Origin of the sequence: Marinobacter sp., from assembly GCF_034669625.1 — a bacterium.
Taxonomy (GTDB): domain Bacteria; phylum Pseudomonadota; class Gammaproteobacteria; order Pseudomonadales; family Oleiphilaceae; genus Marinobacter.
This window is the reverse complement of sequence record NZ_JAXMOY010000003.1, coordinates 73,814-92,236: the sequence shown is the minus strand read 5'-3', so window position 1 is coordinate 92,236 and position 18,423 is coordinate 73,814. Positions and strand designations below refer to the sequence as shown.

General features: G+C 54.0%; 21 protein-coding genes. 17 read left to right on the top strand and 4 right to left on the bottom strand.

Annotated features, from left to right (window positions below):
• Positions 1-7 precede the first annotated feature (7 nt).
• Positions 8-538 (top strand): DUF2062 domain-containing protein, encoded by a 531-nt coding sequence (locus VOI14_RS03775; protein ID WP_416361382.1) that lies wholly within the window; start codon positions 8-10, stop codon positions 536-538.
• On the opposite strand, the gene lolD is transcribed toward VOI14_RS03775, so the two are convergent.
• Positions 526-1,236 carry a lipoprotein-releasing ABC transporter ATP-binding protein LolD gene (lolD, locus tag VOI14_RS03770; protein ID WP_323750696.1) on the bottom strand — a complete coding sequence of 237 codons (711 nt, stop codon included), beginning with the start codon at positions 1,234-1,236 and terminating at the stop codon, positions 526-528. The two genes, VOI14_RS03775 and lolD, sit on opposite strands and share 13 nt — an antisense overlap.
• Positions 1,229-2,473, bottom strand: coding sequence for a lipoprotein-releasing ABC transporter permease subunit (locus tag VOI14_RS03765; RefSeq protein WP_323750695.1), 1,245 nt, complete (start codon positions 2,471-2,473; stop codon positions 1,229-1,231). Before VOI14_RS03765 ends, lolD begins: the two co-directional genes overlap by 8 nt.
• A gap of 96 nt (positions 2,474-2,569) precedes the next feature.
• On the opposite strand from VOI14_RS03765, the gene VOI14_RS03760 reads away from it, so the two are divergent.
• From VOI14_RS03760 to infA, 9 genes are all read left to right on the top strand, one after another.
• Positions 2,570-3,157, top strand: a complete 588-nt coding sequence (locus tag VOI14_RS03760; protein WP_323750694.1) for a PilZ domain-containing protein — start codon at positions 2,570-2,572, stop codon at positions 3,155-3,157.
• A 102-nt stretch (positions 3,158-3,259) separates the two neighbouring features.
• A complete protein-coding gene (locus VOI14_RS03755) occupies positions 3,260-3,565 on the top strand; it encodes a hypothetical protein (RefSeq protein WP_323750693.1) in 306 nt (101 codons plus the stop codon).
• A 100-nt stretch (positions 3,566-3,665) separates the two neighbouring features.
• Positions 3,666-4,718 carry an agmatine deiminase family protein gene (locus VOI14_RS03750; RefSeq protein WP_323750692.1) on the top strand — a complete coding sequence of 351 codons (1,053 nt, stop codon included), beginning with the start codon at positions 3,666-3,668 and terminating at the stop codon, positions 4,716-4,718.
• 5 nt (positions 4,719-4,723) lie between these two features.
• Positions 4,724-5,638 (top strand): carbon-nitrogen hydrolase, encoded by a 915-nt coding sequence (locus tag VOI14_RS03745; protein ID WP_416361386.1) that lies wholly within the window; start codon positions 4,724-4,726, stop codon positions 5,636-5,638.
• Positions 5,639-5,645: 7 nt separating this feature from the next.
• Positions 5,646-6,554, top strand: coding sequence for a MoxR family ATPase (locus VOI14_RS03740; RefSeq protein WP_323750690.1), 909 nt, complete (start codon positions 5,646-5,648; stop codon positions 6,552-6,554).
• A 151-nt stretch (positions 6,555-6,705) separates the two neighbouring features.
• Complete coding sequence (trxB, locus tag VOI14_RS03735) at positions 6,706-7,659, top strand: thioredoxin-disulfide reductase (RefSeq protein WP_323750689.1); 954 nt, start codon at positions 6,706-6,708, stop codon at positions 7,657-7,659.
• A 15-nt stretch (positions 7,660-7,674) separates the two neighbouring features.
• Complete coding sequence (gene aat / locus VOI14_RS03730) at positions 7,675-8,379, top strand: leucyl/phenylalanyl-tRNA--protein transferase (RefSeq protein WP_323750688.1); 705 nt, start codon at positions 7,675-7,677, stop codon at positions 8,377-8,379.
• A gap of 9 nt (positions 8,380-8,388) precedes the next feature.
• On the top strand, positions 8,389-9,102 hold the full coding sequence (locus VOI14_RS03725) for an arginyltransferase (protein ID WP_323750687.1): 714 nt from the start codon (positions 8,389-8,391) through the stop codon (positions 9,100-9,102).
• 81 nt (positions 9,103-9,183) lie between these two features.
• Positions 9,184-9,402 carry a translation initiation factor IF-1 gene (gene infA, locus VOI14_RS03720; RefSeq protein ID WP_044386042.1) on the top strand — a complete coding sequence of 73 codons (219 nt, stop codon included), beginning with the start codon at positions 9,184-9,186 and terminating at the stop codon, positions 9,400-9,402.
• Positions 9,403-9,453: 51 nt separating this feature from the next.
• On the opposite strand, the gene clpA is transcribed toward infA, so the two are convergent.
• Both clpA and clpS read right to left on the bottom strand, forming a co-directional pair.
• On the bottom strand, positions 9,454-11,724 hold the full coding sequence (gene clpA, locus VOI14_RS03715) for an ATP-dependent Clp protease ATP-binding subunit ClpA (RefSeq protein WP_323750686.1): 2,271 nt from the start codon (positions 11,722-11,724) through the stop codon (positions 9,454-9,456).
• 18 nt (positions 11,725-11,742) lie between these two features.
• Positions 11,743-12,102 (bottom strand): ATP-dependent Clp protease adapter ClpS, encoded by a 360-nt coding sequence (clpS, locus tag VOI14_RS03710; RefSeq protein WP_114333516.1) that lies wholly within the window; start codon positions 12,100-12,102, stop codon positions 11,743-11,745.
• A 338-nt stretch (positions 12,103-12,440) separates the two neighbouring features.
• Between clpS and VOI14_RS03705 the strand changes: the two genes are divergently transcribed.
• The 7 genes from VOI14_RS03705 (at position 12,441) to VOI14_RS03675 (ending at position 18,422) form a co-directional block, all read left to right on the top strand.
• Complete coding sequence (locus VOI14_RS03705; protein WP_323750685.1) at positions 12,441-12,734, top strand: cold shock domain-containing protein; 294 nt, start codon at positions 12,441-12,443, stop codon at positions 12,732-12,734.
• A gap of 137 nt (positions 12,735-12,871) precedes the next feature.
• Complete coding sequence (locus tag VOI14_RS03700) at positions 12,872-13,519, top strand: pseudouridine synthase (RefSeq protein WP_323750684.1); 648 nt, start codon at positions 12,872-12,874, stop codon at positions 13,517-13,519.
• Positions 13,516-13,965 (top strand): NUDIX hydrolase, encoded by a 450-nt coding sequence (locus tag VOI14_RS03695; RefSeq protein WP_323750683.1) that lies wholly within the window; start codon positions 13,516-13,518, stop codon positions 13,963-13,965. Before VOI14_RS03700 ends, VOI14_RS03695 begins: the two co-directional genes overlap by 4 nt.
• Positions 13,966-14,016: 51 nt before the next feature.
• The gene (mnmA, locus tag VOI14_RS03690) at positions 14,017-15,195 is read left to right on the top strand and encodes a tRNA 2-thiouridine(34) synthase MnmA (protein WP_323750682.1); all 1,179 of its coding nucleotides are present in this window, start codon (positions 14,017-14,019) and stop codon (positions 15,193-15,195) included.
• A complete protein-coding gene (hflD, locus tag VOI14_RS03685) occupies positions 15,192-15,812 on the top strand; it encodes a high frequency lysogenization protein HflD (RefSeq protein ID WP_323750681.1) in 621 nt (206 codons plus the stop codon). Before mnmA ends, hflD begins: the two co-directional genes overlap by 4 nt.
• A 75-nt stretch (positions 15,813-15,887) precedes the next feature.
• Complete coding sequence (purB, locus tag VOI14_RS03680; protein WP_323750680.1) at positions 15,888-17,255, top strand: adenylosuccinate lyase; 1,368 nt, start codon at positions 15,888-15,890, stop codon at positions 17,253-17,255.
• 15 nt (positions 17,256-17,270) lie between these two features.
• A complete protein-coding gene (locus VOI14_RS03675; protein WP_323750679.1) occupies positions 17,271-18,422 on the top strand; it encodes a cupin domain-containing protein in 1,152 nt (383 codons plus the stop codon).
• The last annotated feature ends 1 nt before the right edge of the window (position 18,423 follow it).

The window sequence follows — 18,423 nt, the reverse complement described above, 5'->3', positions numbered from 1 at the left end:
GCGGTTTATGAAACGGTATTTGCCGACTCCAGAAAAAGTGCAGTCTATAAAGAGCCTGCACTTTCTAGGCGATATCCTTCATGAGCCCAACTTGTGGCACATCAACCGCCACTGTGTGGCACGAGCCTTTCTGATCGGCATCTGGTTTTGTTTCATTCCGATGCCCTTCCAAATGGTAGCCGCTGCCTTTTTTGCCATTTGGTTTAACGCGAACCTGCCGCTATCCGTCGCATTGGTGTGGATTAGCAATCCGCTGACCATGCCACCTATCTTCTACTTCAACTATAAAATAGGCGCCTGGATACTGGATCGACCGGTACTGCCGTTCGAATTTCACGCAAACTGGCATTGGGTCAGCGACCGCCTGTTTGAAATCGGAATTCCGCTATACCTGGGTTCACTGCTGCTCGCCACGATAAGCGGTTGCATTGCCTATTTGGCGATACAGTACCTGTGGCGCAGAAAAGTGCGCGCCGATTGGCAACTGCGCCGCCGCCTGAGAACCATCCGGAAACGCAGCAAATCTCAGGATTCCTGAACCAGCGTTCCCTGCTCCAGCCGCAACACCCGCCCCAAACTTTTGGCCATCCCCATGTCGTGGGTCACCATGATAAACGCCGTACCGGAGTTGTCTCGTAAATCCTGAATCAGAGACCTTATCCCCTCGCCAGTGTGTTGATCCAGATTGCCCGTAGGCTCGTCCATCAACACGCAGTTGGGCTCATTAACCAGAGCTCTGGCGATGGCAACTCGCTGACGCTCACCACCGGACAACTCTCCCGGTTTGTGACGAAGGCGCTGCTCCAACCCCACACGCTCCAATAACGCCTCAGCCTTGGGTTTCGCCTGTCGTGGCGATTGCCCACCTAACGCCAGAGGCATCATGACATTCTCAAGCGCCGTGAATTCAGGCAGAAGATGGTGAAACTGGTACACAAACCCTAAATGCCGGTTACGGAATCGCGCGCGCCCCGCCTCCGACATTTTATGAATATTCTGGCCACAGATCGCTATCTGGCCGGATGAAGGCTTGTCCAAACCACCAAGAAGATTCAGCAGCGTGGTTTTACCCGCACCGCTACTACCGACAATCGCAACTGTTTCACCGGCCGACACTTCCAATGAAATATCGGAAAATATCGTCAGCGTCTCAGGGCCTTCGCTGTAGGTTCGCGTGACTTGTCGGCAATCGATCACCAAAGGCGTGGAGGTGTTTGTCATCGGTACATCACTCATAGCGCAAAGCCTCCGCGGGTTCGACTCGCGACGCCCGCCAAGCCGGGTAAATCGTTGCCAGCAAGCTCATCGCCAAGCCGGCACCACTAATCACCACCACATCCTGCCATTGCAACTGAGAAGGCAGGTAGCTGATAAAGTACACATCTGCACTTAGGAACTGGTGCCCCATGATAGCCTCCAGCCAGGCGATAAAGGCACTGATATTCAACGCCCCCAGCACGCCCAGCGCCGTTCCGATCAACGTACCAAACACACCAATCACAGCACCCTGAATAATAAAGATGCGCATAATCCGGCCGGGGGTAGCCCCCATAGTGCGAAGAATGGCGATATCTGCGGTTTTATCCGTGACCACCATCACTAACGTAGAAACAATATTGAAGGCAGCCACTGCGACGATGAACATCAGCAACAGCCCAATCATGGTTTTTTCCATGCGAATGGCATTGAACAAGTTGCCATGAGTGCGGGTCCAATCAGACACGTAGTAGCGACCACCCAAACTCGAGGCTACGTCGTTAACGACCCGGGGGGCCGAGAACAAGTCATCCATCAACAACCGCAGCCCTTCCGCTTTACCTCCAGTCCGCATCAGGCGAGACGCATCGTCCATGTGGATCAACGCGTAATTACCATCCAATTCAGCACCGACGCTGAAGATGCCTTTTACAGTAAAGCGCTTGAGCCTTGGCAAAACACCCGCCGGAGTCACCGAAGCCTCAGGCAACACCACTGTTAGCTTATCGCCTATGCCCAACCGGAGACTGTTGGCCATCAAGCGGCCGATAATGATACCGAATTCGCCGGATTTGAGATCCCCCAGGCCACCTTCTACAAAGTGGTTTTCAATGATCGAAACGGATGCTTCCTGCGCCGGCAATATGCCGTTCAGCATCACACCGCGAACGTTACCGCCACCGGTGACCATGCCCTGCCCTTGAATAAACGGCGCAGCGGCCAGAACCTGAGGATTTTGTTCCACACGTTGGTCCAGTTCCTCCCAATCATTCAAAGGACCAGATGCGCCCTGAATGGTGGCATGAGGAACCATGCCCAAAATGCGTTGCTTGAGCTCCTGATCAAAACCGTTCATCACAGACAGCACAATGATAAGTACCGCCACCCCCAGCATGAGGCCAATCATGGAGGTAAGAGAAATAAACGAAATAAAGTGATTACGACGCTTGGCTGCGGTGTACCGCAAACCAATGTAAAACGATAAGGGTCTGAACATGGGGAGGTGCCTGTCGCTACCTTCGGGTCTGTCGTGGTTTAAGAAACTGCTAAACTGCTTTGTACTAACAACATTTCTTAGCTATCCGGAGAAAGGATGCCAAGCAAAGATACTACGGGCTCAACGAACCGGTCGCCACAAGATCGTCGAGAGTTTTTCCGAATCCAGGACCGTATTGGCTTGGAAATCCGGCGACTCGAGGAGAATGATCCGGAGGATCCCAATCTCTTCAACGACACACCTCTGGACTCACTGAAAGCCGAATATCGCCGGCTCGACCAGGATATAAAAACTCATCTGGTCAACCTTGCCGAACGCGACCGCTTACTAACAGGCCTGATAACGACCCTAAGCAGCAAGATGGACACGTTGGCGCGCATTATCGCCTTTGAGCAAAATCCGTTGCAACCTGACGACTGGCAAGATGTGATAATGAGCGAGGGTGGCCTGGCGTTTTTCAGCCCTTCTGTGACCTGGCAAGCGGGGGACCGAATGGCGGTGCGTATGACACTGCCACCGGAGCTTTATCAACCACAGGCCATTGCTCAGGTAATCGATCTGGAACGCAAGACCTCTGGGGGCGCATGGGTTCAAGCAGCGTTCACGGAACTTGAGGAAGGCGATCGACAACAAATTGCACGCCATGTGATGCGGTGGCAAATAAGGCAGAAACAAAAAGAGTAAACTCACAATAAAGTGTTGGCTTTTGGTAAGTTCTTCACCATATTACGCTTTATCCATGTGCCCAAGAAGGCCGCGGCAACCCAAGCATTAATGGAGACCCTAATGAAAAACAAACACAACCTGCGCACAGCACTCGGCCTGACAGCATTACTAACCACCGGGATGGCGCCGGCCCTTCAGGCTGAAGATTTGGCGATTCCCGTCGGCAGCCAAGCGGATCACGGTGCAATCAGCCTTCCGAGCAACGGCATGAGTCAGACGTCCGTCCGCCAGCGCTGGGGGAATCCTCAAGACATCCGCGGGCCCGTTGGCCAGCCCCCTATCAGCCAATGGCACTACTCCGACTTCGTCGTCTATTTCGAGCGTGATCTCGTAATGCACGCCGTGGTCAAGCGTCAGAAAAACTGAACGCACAGCTATCGATGACAAGTTTCTTCTCTATCGGCCTGACGTTGCGATAACGGTCAGATAGAATGGCGTTTTTTGCGAACCAAGGTGGCTTATTACAGTGAGTTCCAAACGAGTTTTGCCTGCCGAGTGGGCGCCCCAGAGCGCCGTCCTGCTAACTTGGCCTCATCCCGGGACCGATTGGGCCCGGGTTATGTCCGATGTAGAGCCTGTTTTTCTGGCCATCGCCAAGGCCACACTTCGTTTTGAGCACCTGATTATCAGCTGCGAATACGTTGCCCGATTACAGGAACTCGGCGACGAACTGAACAAATGGGCCGAAGACCATCAACTGCCCGGCAGAGTCATCACCGTGCCGGCACCAGCCAATGACACCTGGGCGCGGGACCATGGCCCTATTACGGTTCAGACTGACGACGGACCGACCCTGATCGACTTTAAATTCAATGCCTGGGGCGGAAAATTTAACTGGGAAAAAGATAACGCGCTAAATCTACATTTGGCAGGCGCACGCGTGTTTGGCAAACACCCTATGCAAACATCGGATTTCGTGCTTGAAGGCGGCTCCATCGAGTCTGACGGCCAAGGGACGCTGCTTACCACTAGCGAATGTCTACTCACGCCATCACGCAACCCGACAATGGACCGCACCAGCATCGAACAACTGCTAACAGAGATGCTGGGCACTGACCGAATCCTCTGGTTGAACCACGGCTATCTCGCCGGCGACGACACAGACAGCCACATTGACACTCTGGCACGCTTTTGCGCGCCCGATCATATCTGCTACGTGGATTGCCCAGACGTTGCTGATGAACATTACAGCGCGCTTGCCGCTATGGAAGAAGAGCTGCAGGGTTTCTGCCAAAAGGACGGAACGGCTTACAAGCTGACACCGTTGCCTTGGCCCGACGCCATTTTCGACGAAGACGGCGATCGACTCCCTGCAACCTATGCAAACTTCCTGATCATCAATGGCGCGGTATTACTGCCGACTTACGGCGTACCGCAAGATCAAGAAGCGATACGCGTTATGGGTGACATTTTCCCGGACCGCGAAATCATCCCCATCAACTGTCGCCCTTTGATTTATCAGCATGGCAGCTTGCACTGCGTAACCATGCAGATTCCGGCAGGAGTCGTAGAAGTATGACCCAGATAAATAGCCGCAGCGAGCTCACCGTTGCCGCCATTCAGCAAAGCTGCAGTGACGATAAAAACACCAGCCTGGCCACTTCCGAACGGTTAATTCGAGAAGCCGCAGCAGGCGGCGCAAAGCTGGTGGTTTTGCAAGAACTGCATGCCAGTTTGTACTTCTGCCAAACCGAAGACACCGATATTTTTGAGCTGGCTGAACCCATCCCCGGCCCTACCAGCAACCGGTTGGCAGGACTGGCGGAAGAGCTCGGCATTGTGCTCGTGGGCTCGATCTTCGAGCGCCGCATGAATGGCGTATACCACAACACCGCCGTTGTTTTCGAAACGGACGGTAGCCTTGCCGGCATCTACCGGAAAATGCACATCCCCGACGACCCCGGCTTTTACGAAAAGTTCTATTTCACCCCGGGCGACGCCAACTTCAATGACGGGAACAGCGGGTTCACCCCGATCCAGACCTCCGTCGGCAAATTGGGAGTTTTGGTGTGCTGGGATCAATGGTATCCGGAAGCCGCGCGCTTGATGGCTCTTGCTGGCGCCGAAATCCTGATCTACCCAACGGCCATTGGCTGGGATATCACCGACGATCAAGAGGAACAATCTCGCCAATTAGATGCCTGGATCACCGTACAACGTGGCCATGCGGTGGCGAACAACCTACCCGTGATCGCCCCTAACCGGGTGGGCACAGAGCCGGACCCTTCAGGACAAACCGACGGTATTCGTTTTTGGGGCAACAGTTTCATCTGTGGTCCCCAAGGCGAATTTCTTGCGCGCGCTGACGACCAGCAAGAAAGCATTCTGCTCACCACACTGGACCGTAACCGCTCCGAATCCGTTCGCAGAATTTGGCCGTACCTGAGAGACAGGCGAATCGATGCTTACAGCGACATTTTAAAGCGGGTCAGGGATTAATTAGGGTATGAAGCAAAAGCTGGACACGGTTGTTGCCGCACTCAACACCATATTGCTGGGGAAAGAGCCTCAAGTGCGCCTTGCTTTATGTGGGCTGCTTGCTCGAGGTCACTTGCTGATCGAAGACATCCCTGGCATGGGAAAAACAACCTTATCACATGCCTTGGCCAGCATAATGGGTCTCAGCTATCAACGTATCCAGTTCACCAACGATCTGCTACCTGCCGATGTATTGGGTTACTCCATGTACGACAAGCAGGCCAACAACCTGGTATTTCACCCAGGGCCAATTTTCGCGCAGGTCGTGCTGGCCGATGAAATAAACCGAGCATCACCGCGCACCCAAAGCGCGCTGCTGGAAGCCATGGAAGAGCGGCAGGTTTCCATCGAAGGTGAAACTCGCCCCTTACCTTCTCCGTTTTTTGTCATCGCCACTCAAAACCCGATCGAACAGGGCGGCACCTTCCCTCTACCGGAGTCGCAACTCGACCGCTTTCTGATGCGCTTGAAACTGGGCTACCCAGACCCAAAGGCCGAGCGAGAACTGTTGGAAGGCGAGGACAGAAGAGCGTTGACGGCGCGCCTTGAGGCGATTCTGCCTCAGTCAGAGCTTGAGCAGGCGCAAGCGGCCGTAGATAACATTTCCGCCAGCCCTGCCCTGCTCGATTATCTACAGCGGCTGCTGGAACAAAGCCGCCGAATGCCGGGGGTGATGTACGGACTATCGCCCCGAGCCGGACTCGGATTATTACGCGCAGCCAAAGCTTGGGCGTTAATGGCAGGGCGCGATCATGTACTGCCGGACGATCTTCAAGCTGTCTTCCCTTCAGTGGCCGAACACCGCCTCGAGCAAGGGGAAACCGGCAAGAGCCATGAACGGGTGCGCCAACTTCTGAGCACGGTATCGGTTCTTTAAGATCCACCACCGCCTGCATAGCCAGTTTCAATGAACGGTATATCTGGAAACAAATGGCAGCCAATCAAATTCATGTTAGCCTTTTAGCACGATTCGAACATTGGGCTCTCCCCATGAGCCCTATTCAGACCAAACCATTAGCGAGATTTCGATGAGCACAACCCAACACTCCCGCCTGATCATTCTTGGCTCCGGCCCGGCCGGCTATACCGCTGCAGTTTACGCAGCCCGCGCTAACCTGAACCCAACACTGATTACCGGCATCGAAGTGGGCGGGCAGCTTACCACCACCACCGACGTCGACAACTGGCCGGGCGACAACGACGGTGTACAGGGCCCGGAACTGATGCAACGCATGCAGAAGCATGCCGAGCGTTTCGAAACATCCATTGTTTACGACACCATTAACGAAGCCGATCTCCAAAATCGCCCTTTCCGCCTGAAAGGCGACAGCGGCGAATACACCTGCGATGCCCTGATCATCGCCACCGGCGCCTCGGCTATGTACCTGGGCCTTGAGTCCGAAGAAAAATTCAAAGGCCAAGGTGTCTCGGCCTGTGCAACCTGCGACGGTTTCTTCTACCGGAAGCAGAAAGTTGCGGTCATTGGCGGCGGTAATACGGCGGTTGAAGAAGCACTGTATCTGTCCAATATCGCGGATGAGGTGACTCTGGTACACCGCCGCGACAAACTGCGCTCGGAAAAAATCCTTCAGGACAAACTGTTCGAAAAAGCCGAAAATGGCAATGTGAACATTGTCTGGAACCACACTCTTGATGAAGTGCTTGGCGATGGTACCGGCGTTACCGGCATGCGTATCAAAAGCACAGAAGACAGCAGCACACAGGATCTGGATCTGGCAGGTGTGTTCATTGCCATCGGTCACAAGCCAAATACCGATCTGTTCTCCGGTCAGCTGGATATGGAAAACGGCTACCTGAAAATCAAATCCGGATTGGAAGGGATGGCCACCCAAACCAGCATTCCCGGCGTTTTTGCTGCGGGCGATGTGGCAGACCATGTTTACCGTCAGGCGGTCACGTCTGCAGGCTTCGGTTGCATGGCAGCTCTGGACGCAGAGAAATTTTTGGACCAGCAGGACTAAGGCGAACTCGTCAATATGACGTCTTTACCATGGATCGAACCAGACGAACTCTGGTTCCCTCCCGCTGAAGAAGCGCTAGTCGACCCGGATGGCCTACTGGCAGTTGGCGGAGACCTGTCCACGGACAGGCTCCTGCTCGCCTACCGGAACGGTATCTTCCCTTGGTACAGCGATGACCAGCCCATTCTGTGGTGGTCGCCTGATCCGAGATGCGTTTTGATCCCCGAAAACATTCACGTCTCTCGCAGTCTTCGGCGTACCCTCAATCAGCGACGCTTCCGGGTAACCGCAGACCAGTGCTTTAGCCGAATCATCCGGCTTTGCGCATCCATTCGGGCCGAAGGCACCTGGATCACCGATGAGATGATCGAGGCCTACAGCCAACTTCATCGCATGGGCGTTGCTCACTCCATCGAAGTGTGGAATCAGGACGGCGAGCTTGCCGGTGGAATGTACGGTGTTGCTATAGGGCGGTGTTTTTTCGGGGAATCCATGTTCTCACTCGAAACTAATGCCTCAAAAGTGCTCATGGTCCACCTTGCCCACCAACTGCAGGCATGGGGCTATGAAATCATGGATTGCCAGGTCGAGAGCAGCCACCTGCTGTCCATGGGCGCTCAAACGGTTTCCCGCGCTGAATTCTTATCTATACTCAAGTCATGCATAGACAAAAAAGCGACACAATCAGAGTGGACTTTCACTTGGCAGTGGCCTAGCTAGGAGAAATGCATGAGTAATCTCCAAACGCTCGTTTTCTTTGCAACTCCCGCCCACGATTGCAGCTACCTCCCAGACCGTGAAGCTACCACCATGTTTGTTGATCCTCGGGCAGAAATCGACAAGAAGCTCTACAGTCAATTGACCGCGCTTGGCTTTCGTCGCAGTGGTTCACACTATTACCGCCCCCACTGTGAACTATGCTCTGCCTGCGTTCCTGTTCGCCTGAAGGTCAACAATTTCCAGCCGGACCGCAGCCAACGTAGAGTACTCAAGAAAAACACTGACCTTGAATGCAGGCTCGTCCCGGCCGCCTACAACGAACGCTATTACCGCCTGTATGCGCATTACATCGAAGAGCGCCACCAGGATGGCGACATGTATCCACCCACACGAGAACAGTTCACATCGTTTTTGGTCGAAGGCTCTACGGACTCCTGGTTTCTGGAAATCACCCTGAACAATGAACTGATCGGACTGGCCGCCATCGATATACTCGACGATGGCCTGTCTGCCATTTACACGGTTTTTGCACCGGAATACGAACACCGGAGCCTCGGCACATTTGCAGTGCTCTGGCAAATCAAGGAGGCCCAAGCAAGGAAACTACCCCACCTTTACCTGGGCTATTGGATTAAAGACTGCAACAAAATGAGCTACAAAACCCGTTACAAGCCCATCGAGGCATTAAAGGATGGTCAGTGGCATGAAATGATAAACACCTGATTTTTTGCCAAACGGCAAGAATTCAGGCAGAATTGCGCAATTTAAAATCACCGAAAGTATTCCGAACGAGGTTTTTACTGAATGGCGAAATCAGATGTCATTGAAATGGAAGGCGTTATTCTAGACACGCTTCCCAACACTATGTTCCGCGTTGAGCTGTCGAACGGCCACGTTGTGACCGCACACATCTCAGGAAAGATGCGTAAGAACTACATCCGCATTCTGACTGGCGACAAGGTCAAGGTAGAGCTGACTCCCTATGACCTGAGCAAAGGCCGCATCGTTTACCGCGCCCGTTAATGCTCCAGTGACATCTAAAAAGCCCCGCTAGTGCGGGGCTTTTTTGTTGCTTCAGATTGCTTCTGCCGGTTCGTCTTCGTATTCAAAAACAAGCTCGTCGTTCTCAAGCTGGATAAACACATCCCCGCCCTTCTCCGACAACTTCCCAAACAGAATCTGCTCGGCCAGCGGACGCTTGATCTTGTCCTGAATCAAACGTGCCATTGGCCTTGCGCCCATGGTGACATCGTAGCCTTTCTCCGCTAACCAGGATTTAGCAGCTTCATCCACATGCAAGACCACATGCTTCTCATCCAGCTGTGCCTGCAACTCGGTCAGGAACTTGTCCACAACATGGGTGATGGTCGCTTTTTGCAGATCGCCGAACTGAATAATGCCATCCAGACGGTTACGGAACTCAGGCGTAAAGGTTTTGCTGATCACCTCCATGCCGTCGGTACTGTGATCCTGCTCACTGAAACCAATCGAACGACGGGCCATATTCTCGGCACCGGCGTTGGTGGTCATGACCAAAATTACATGCCGGAAGTCAGCCTTCCGTCCGTTGTTATCCGTAAGCGTACCGTGGTCCATAACCTGTAGCAGCAGGTTGAACACTTCCGGGTGCGCCTTCTCGATCTCATCCAGCAACAAAACACAGTGCGGGTGCTTGTTCACGGCTTCTGTCAGCAGACCGCCCTGGTCATAACCAACATAACCCGGAGGCGCGCCAATCAAGCGAGACACCGTGTGACGCTCCATGTATTCAGACATATCAAAGCGGACCAGCTCGATACCCAGAACCTTGGCCAACTGTTTGGTCACCTCAGTTTTACCAACACCCGTTGGGCCAGCAAACAGGAAAGCACCTTCAGGCTTCTCTGGTGCCTTCAAGCCTGCACGAGCCAGCTTGATAGCGGTCGACAAGGATTCGATAGCAGGATCCTGCCCGAACACCACCATTTTCAGGTTGCGCTCAAGATTGCGCAGAAGATCTTTGTCGCTGGTGGAGACATTCTTCGGCGGAATGCGCGCAATGCTGGCCACCACATCCTCGATGTCGACAACTTCGACCGATTTCTTGCGCTTGTCCTCCGGCTGCAAACGCTGACGCGCACCGGCTTCATCGATCACATCAATGGCTTTATCCGGCATATGCCGGTCAGTGATGTAACGGTCCGCCAACTCGGCTGCAACCCGAAGCGCCTGATCGGTATACGTCAGGTCATGGTGCCTCTCAAAGCTTGGCTTGAGGCCTTTGAGAATCTGGTAAGTATCCTCAACACTGGGCTCATTGACATCGATCTTCTGAAAACGACGCGCCAACGCACTGTCTTTCTCGAAGATGCCACGGAACTCCTGATAAGTGGTTGAACCAATGCAGCGCAACTCACCGGAACTGAGCATTGGCTTGAGCAGATTGGAGGCATCCATAACTCCACCGGATGCCGACCCCGCACCAATTATGGTGTGAATTTCATCAATGAAAAGAATCGCATGCTCTTGCTTTTTCAAATCACTGAGAAGACCTTTCAGGCGTTTTTCGAAATCACCCCGATATTTTGTCCCCGCCAGCAACGCCCCCATATCCAGGGAGTAAACCACGGCGTCGGAAATAATATCTGGCACTTCTCCGTCAACAATTCGACGGGCCAAACCTTCAGCAATCGCCGTTTTACCCACGCCAGCCTCACCGACCAGCAGCGGATTGTTTTTCCGGCGACGAGCCAAAATCTGCACCACCCGCTCGACCTCAACTTCTCGGCCGATCAAGGGGTCAATGCGCCCTGCACGGGCTTGTTCGTTCAGGTTTGCGGCGTAATTTTCCAAAGGGCGTGCATGACCACTTTCTTCGCCTACTTCTTCTTCGGAGGCATGATCCGCACCGTCCTGATCCTCAGCACCCTGCACACGCGAGATGCCATGAGAGACAAAGTTCACCACGTCGATGCGGGCAATGTTCTGTTTCTTGAGAACATAAACCGCCTGACTTTCCTGCTCACTGAAAATCGCAACCAGTACGTTCGCACCAGTCACCTCTTTTTTACCCGAAGACTGCACATGGAACACAGCCCGCTGCAGCACTCGCTGGAAGCCAAGTGTAGGCTGGGTTTCCCGGTCGCCGTCGGTGGACGGAATCAGAGGTGTTGTGGAATCCACAAACTCAATCAATTCATCCTCAAGCTGTTTGAGGTCTGCACCACAAGCTTTCAGCACTCCCACTGCCGATTCATTATCCAGAAGAGCCAGCATCAAATGCTCCACGGTCATGAATTCATGGCGCTTGTCACGGGCATTTTTGAAGGCTGTATTCAGCGTAAGTTCAAGATCTTTGCTCAGCATGGGCTACCCCTAGGTCTGTCAGTCCGCGCGTTCTATCTCGCAAAGCAACGGGTGTTCGCATTCTGAAGAATACTGATTCACCTGCGCTGCCTTCGTTTCTGCGATGTCGCGGGTATATACCCCACATACGGCCTTTCCTTGCGTATGGACGAGCAGCATCACCTGCGTCGCCTTCTCTTCGTTCATACCGAAGAACGTCATCAACACTTCCACCACAAAATCCATGGGGGTGTAATCATCGTTCAGGAGCAGCACCCTAAAACGGGCGGGACGCTTTAGGGCCGGTTTTTCGGGCGCAACACTCACCCCATCTTGACGCCCGGGTTGGTCGTCCTCCCCCTGATTAAATATTAGTAGAGAATTCTCAATTGTCCGCATGGTTCTATTTACCGATTATTCGGATGGCTAACTTAATGTGGTTACCCGGCTAGACATTTTCAAGGCAGGCGCCCGTTCAAGCCCGGGTTATATATTCCTGTGAACATAATACCGATTCCATACCCTGATGAAACACTTATTCAATCACCTGTGATCCTTGACTCAGAAACGTGATTGGTCGACAGTTAACATGGTATGTAATTTAATGTAACCGTTTGCAGCGAAAATGTATCAAAGGAAAGCCGGGTCACAACCCGACCGATAATGAGTCAGTGCTGCTGACAACAGAAAAACGCTCCAATAATAAGACTGACAACAAAGGAACGGGGGAGTTCATCATGCCGAGGGGCAAGGTTAAGTGGTTTAACAACGCCAAGGGATACGGCTTCATCATTGAAGATGGCTGCAGCGACGATCTGTTCGCGCACTTCTCTTCCATTCAGATCGAAGGCTACAAGACCCTGAAAGCTGGCCAGGCGGTTACGTTCGACAAGAAGCCGAGCGATAAAGGCGTACATGCAGTGAACATCGTGCCGGATGCCGCCCCTGAAGAGAGGGCGCCGCCTGCGCAGCACGATGTTCAAGCTGACGCCAATCGCGACGGGTACCCACCCAGAGCTGCCAACGCCTGATTGCCGATTCTGGCTAACACCCAACGGCTTCCCTGACGGGCTTAGCCGGTGGGAGCTATGGCCACATACTTTTTTCATTGCGCCCATTCCAGTACGCTTGTCAGCTTGGCCCACCCGCAACTGACAGGAATCTGTGAATGGCGGACATCATCCTGTTTAACAAACCTTTTCAGGTTCTCAGCCAATTTACTGACGAGCGGGCCAACAATCCTCGGCCAACTCTGGCAGAGTGGATCAAGAAACCCGATTTTTACCCCGCCGGTCGACTCGACTACGACTCCGAAGGGCTTCTACTGCTGACCAATCACGGGCCGTTACAGCACCGCATTGCGTCCCCGCAGAATAAAATGCCCAAAACTTACTGGGTGCAGGTGGAAGGCGACATTCCTAATCAAGCTATCAGCCAACTCTCGAAGGGCGTCGATTTAAAAGACGGCCCTACCCGTCCTGCAAAGGCGCAGAGAATTGAACCGCCAAGCCTTTGGCCCAGAATCCCGCCCGTGCGATACCGGGAAACCGTCCCCACCAGCTGGATCGAACTGACCATTAGCGAAGGTCGCAACCGACAGGTTCGTAGAATGACAGCAGCGGTTGGCTACCCTACATTGAGGCTGATACGTTACCAAATTGGCGACTGGACACTCGACAAGCTGCAGCCAGGAGAGTTTCGAATTGAGCAAGTGCATCTTCCTGATGCTCCAACAGCCAACACGAAACCGACTCGCCGGCCCCACCCTCGTCCAAGTAAGGCGCGTCGCCCCCACAGGAGATCTGCACCAAAATGACCTGGAAACCTCACGCTACGGTAGCCGTTATCGCCGAAGATAATCAGGGCCGCTTCTTGCTGGTCGAAGAAGTCAGCCACGGTCAGGTTGTCTTCAACCAACCCGCCGGGCACATTGAAGAAGGCGAACTGATCCTCGATGCCGCTTGCAGGGAAACACTGGAAGAAACGGGGTGGAAAGTTGAACCCACTTTTTTTCTGGGCATATACACCTATAAAGCCCCCTCCAATGGCGTGACTTACCACCGTTTCTGCTACGCAGCCAAACCAGTTCAAAAAGTCACAAACGAACTGGACAACGGCATTATCGCTCCACACTGGCTAACTCTGGAGGAAATTCGAAATCTCGGAAGTAAATTACGCAGTCCTCTGGTGCTGCAGTGCATCGAGGATTACCGAAACGGTCGCCAATTCCCCCTTGAAGTCGTCATCGACGGACAGACGTAACCGTCACAAGGTGCTAAAATCGCCGCTTTCTAACCGGTCACCAGTAGGCTCATGACTCCAAATCCTGATTCCAAAGCCCCAGAAAACACGCGCGTCATCGTCGGCATGTCCGGCGGTGTAGACTCTTCGGTTGCCGCTTGGCTGCTAAAAGACCAGGGCTACCAAGTGGAAGGCCTGTTCATGAAGAACTGGGACGAAGACGACGGCACGGAATACTGCACCGCCATGACCGATCTTGCTGACGCGCAAGCGGTAGCCGATGCCATGGGCATCAAACTACACACTGCCAGTTTCGCCGCCGAGTACTGGGATCGAGTGTTCGAGCACTTTTTGTCCGAATACAGTGCTGGCCGTACCCCTAACCCCGACATTTTGTGCAACAAAGAAGTCAAGTTCCGGGCCTTTCTCGACTATGCCGTCACCCTTGGCGCGGATTACATTGCAACGGGGCACTATACCCGCCAGCGCCCACTGAACGATGGCAGCGACAAAGCCGAACTGCTCAAAGGGCTGGACGCGAATAAAGATCAAAGCTACTTCCTGCACGCGGTCTCAGGTGATCGCATTGCCCGCACGTTGTTCCCGGTGGGTGAACTGGAAAAACCGGAAGTTCGCCGCATTGCGGAAGCACAAGGTTTTATCACCCACGATAAAAAAGACTCCACCGGCATCTGCTTCATCGGCGAGCGCAAGTTCACCGACTTCCTGAAGCAATACCTGCCCGCACAACCCGGCAACATTGAAACTCCGGATGGCGAAGTGATCGGCAAACACCAAGGCTTGATGTACCACACCATTGGCCAGCGACAGGGCTTGGGGATCGGCGGCCTGGCAAAATACGGGGATGAGCCCTGGTATGTGGCAGAGAAAGACTTGAGCCGGAACGTATTGATTGCGGTACAGGGCAAGCATCACCCGCTGCTGTTTTCTCGCGGCCTGGTGTCGGGCCCGATTGACTGGATTGCCGGCGAACCACCTGCCGGGCAGTTCCGCTGCAAAGCCAAAACACGCTATCGCCAGCCGGATCAGGACTGCGAGGTCACGGTCATCGACGGCGGCGTAAAAGTAGCGTTCACCGATGCTCAACGCGCAGTAACACCGGGCCAATCTGTGGTGTTCTACATCGACGACGTTTGCCTGGGTGGCGGCGTCATCGAAGAAACCTGGCGCGACCATGAAGCTTTGCCTGCCCGCTTGAATCAAGATACAACTGCCGAGGCACGTTCATGAGCCGTACCCTGCACGATCAGACTCTGGCTCTGGCGGGACTGTTCCAGGCCGCTTCTTTGGTACAGCAAGTGGCTCATAAAGGAACGTGCGACGCGGAAAGCCTGGAAACCTCGATCCGCTCTCTCTTCGCGACCGACCCCGCTTCAACACTCGACGTGTATGGCGGCGAGTTATCCGATATTCAAGAAGGCCTGAACGCACTTTCAACATCCCTTGCCCAACAAAGCCGCTCTCAGGATGTCGAGACACTTCGCTATGTGCTGAATCTGGTTCAACTGGAATCCAAGCTAAACAGTAGCCCAGACATACTTAACGTGATCAGCAATCGCATCGAGCAAGCCCGCCACACGGCTAGCCACTTTGGTTACAACCATAGCAATCTGATCAGCAACCTGGCCTCGATCTATACCGACACCATCAGCACCTTCCGATTGCGCATCCAGGTCAGTGGGAACCCGCAAGTCCTGCAGCAGGATGAAAACGCCGCGAAAGTCCGTGCCTTGCTCCTTGCAGGCATTCGTTCCGCGGTGCTCTGGAGACAATGCGGCGGCCGCCGCTGGCAACTGATTTTTGCCCGTAAAAAAGTGATCAACCACGCCCGCGAGTTGTTGCGCTGATTCGCAACGCGGGCTGGTGTATCATAGATCCCCTAATTTTATTATCCGATTCTTTGATGAACTGAGAGGTTTTCGATGGAACTCAACGCCCTGACCGCCATATCCCCGGTCGATGGACGCTACGGCAGCAAAGTCAGCGTATTTCGCAGCATCTTCAGTGAATACGGCCTGATCCGTAACCGGGTAACCGTCGAGATCCGTTGGCTGCAAAAGCTGGCTGAGCACCCGGCCATTACCGAAGTGCCCGCCTTTTCGGCCGAAGCCAATGCCTTTCTGGATAAAATGGTCAGCGAATTCAGCCTCGCAGACGCCGAACGCATCAAAGAAATCGAACGCACCACCAACCACGACGTAAAAGCGGTTGAGTACCTCATTAAAGAAAAAATTGCCGAGGTTCCCGAGCTGCACGCAGTGACCGAGTTCGTCCATTTCGCTTGCACCTCGGAGGACATCAACAACCTGTCTCACGCCTTGATGCTGCGCGAAGGCTTGGACCACGGTTTGCTGCCGGGTATGGAGAAAGTGGTAGACAAACTGGCCGAGCTCTCCAAAGAGCACGCAGAGCAGCCTATGCTGTCACGTACTCACGGCCAGACAGCGTCCCCCACCACTGTCGGCAAAGAGTTGGCCAACGTGGTTTATCGATTGCGCCGCCAGCTTAAGCAAATCAAAGCTGTGGAACTGATGGGCAAGATCAACGGTGCCGTTGGTAACTACAACGCGCATCTTTCAGCCTACCCGCAGGTAGACTGGGCTACGAACGCCAAAGAATTCATTGAACGCCTTGGCCTCGATTGGAACCCGTACACTACCCAGATCGAACCGCACGATTACATCGCGGAACTGTACGATGCCATCGCGCGCTTCAACACCATTCTGATCGATATGGATCGTGACATCTGGGGTTACATCTCTCTGGGTTACTTCAAGCAGAAAACCGTGGCCGGCGAGATCGGTTCCTCCACCATGCCCCATAAGGTCAACCCGATCGACTTCGAAAACTCCGAAGGCAACCTCGGCATCGCAAACGCCATCTTTAGTCACTTGTCTGCCAAGTTGCCGATTTCCCGCTGGCAGCGTGACCTGACCGACTCTACGGTGCTCCGTAATCTCGGCGTTGGCTTTGCTCACAGCCTGATTGCTTACGAAGCCACACTGAAAGGTCTGGGCAAACTCGAAATCAACCCGCTTCGTTTGGGCGAAGACCTCAACAGCGCTTGGGAAGTTTTGGCTGAACCCATTCAGACCGTGATGCGTCGTTACAACATCGAAAAACCCTACGAAAAGCTCAAGGATCTGACCCGCGGCAAAACCATGTCGGCGGAAGTGATCCAGAATTTCGTAGAAACACTGGAAATTCCGGAAGAAGCCAAAGCAGAGCTGCGCGCCCTGACACCGGAAACCTATATTGGTAACGCCGTCGAACAAGCCGGCAACATTTAAATCTGGAGCAGTACCATGGACATGCTTGGCGGACTGACAGCCTCTGAATTTCTGCGTGACTACTGGCAGAAAAAGCCCCTTGTCATCCGTCAGGCCTTCCCCGGTTTCCAGTGCCCGGTCAGTCCTGACGAACTGGCCGGACTGGCCTGTGAAGAAACGGTAGAATCCCGCATCGTCATCGAAAACGATGCCGGCAAACCCTGGCAGTTGCACAACGGCCCATTCTCCCCGGAGCAATTCAGCACCTTGCCCGAGCAGGACTGGACGCTGTTGGTTCAGGGCCTGGATCACTGGGTTCCTGAGATATCCGATCTGCTAGAAGCGTTCCGCTTCGTCCCCAATTGGCGGCTGGACGACATCATGGCCAGCTATGCCCCCAAGGGCGGCAGCGTGGGACCTCACTACGATCAATACGATGTGTTCCTGCTTCAGGCCGAAGGCCACAGACGCTGGACCTTTGGCGGTCACTGCGACCACACGTCTCCGAGAGTTGAAGGCACTCCGCTGCGAATCCTCAGTAGCTGGGACGGCGAAGAAACCGTAACACTGGCGCCAGGTGACATGCTATACCTGCCACCCGGAGTCGGCCACCATGGCGTTGCCAAAGATGACTGCATTACCTTGTCAATCGGCTTCCGTGCACCAACGATCGATGACTTACTGACGGGCTTCACCGACTTCCTGTGCAATCAGGAAAAAGCCGCCGAGCATCTGGGCGATCCTGACCTGAAAGTTCAGGATAATCCCGGCACCATTGCACCGGAAGTGATTGACCGCTTAGACCAAGTGATTCGCGAACAGATCAGTGACCGGCGCAAATTAGCCCTCTGGTTTGGGCAATACACGACCGCGCCGAAAAGCCTCGACATCGTCGTGCCCGCAGAGGAACCTGCAACGGCTGAAGACTTGGCTGCCGCCATTGGAGCTGGCGAGCAACTGCGCTGGAACGAAGGTTCTCGTTTTGCCTACCACGAACTAGAGGGCGAAACGGCCCTGTTCGTTGATGGTGAACAGTACCTGCTGAAAGGGGATGCGCAACCGATGGCACCTTTGCTGTGTGCCAACGCCCGGATCGATCCGGCGAAGCTTGCCATCCATGCCAACGATGACGCCCTGCTAGGATTGCTGACCAGACTTTACAACCAAGGCTCCGTCTACTTCGAGTAAA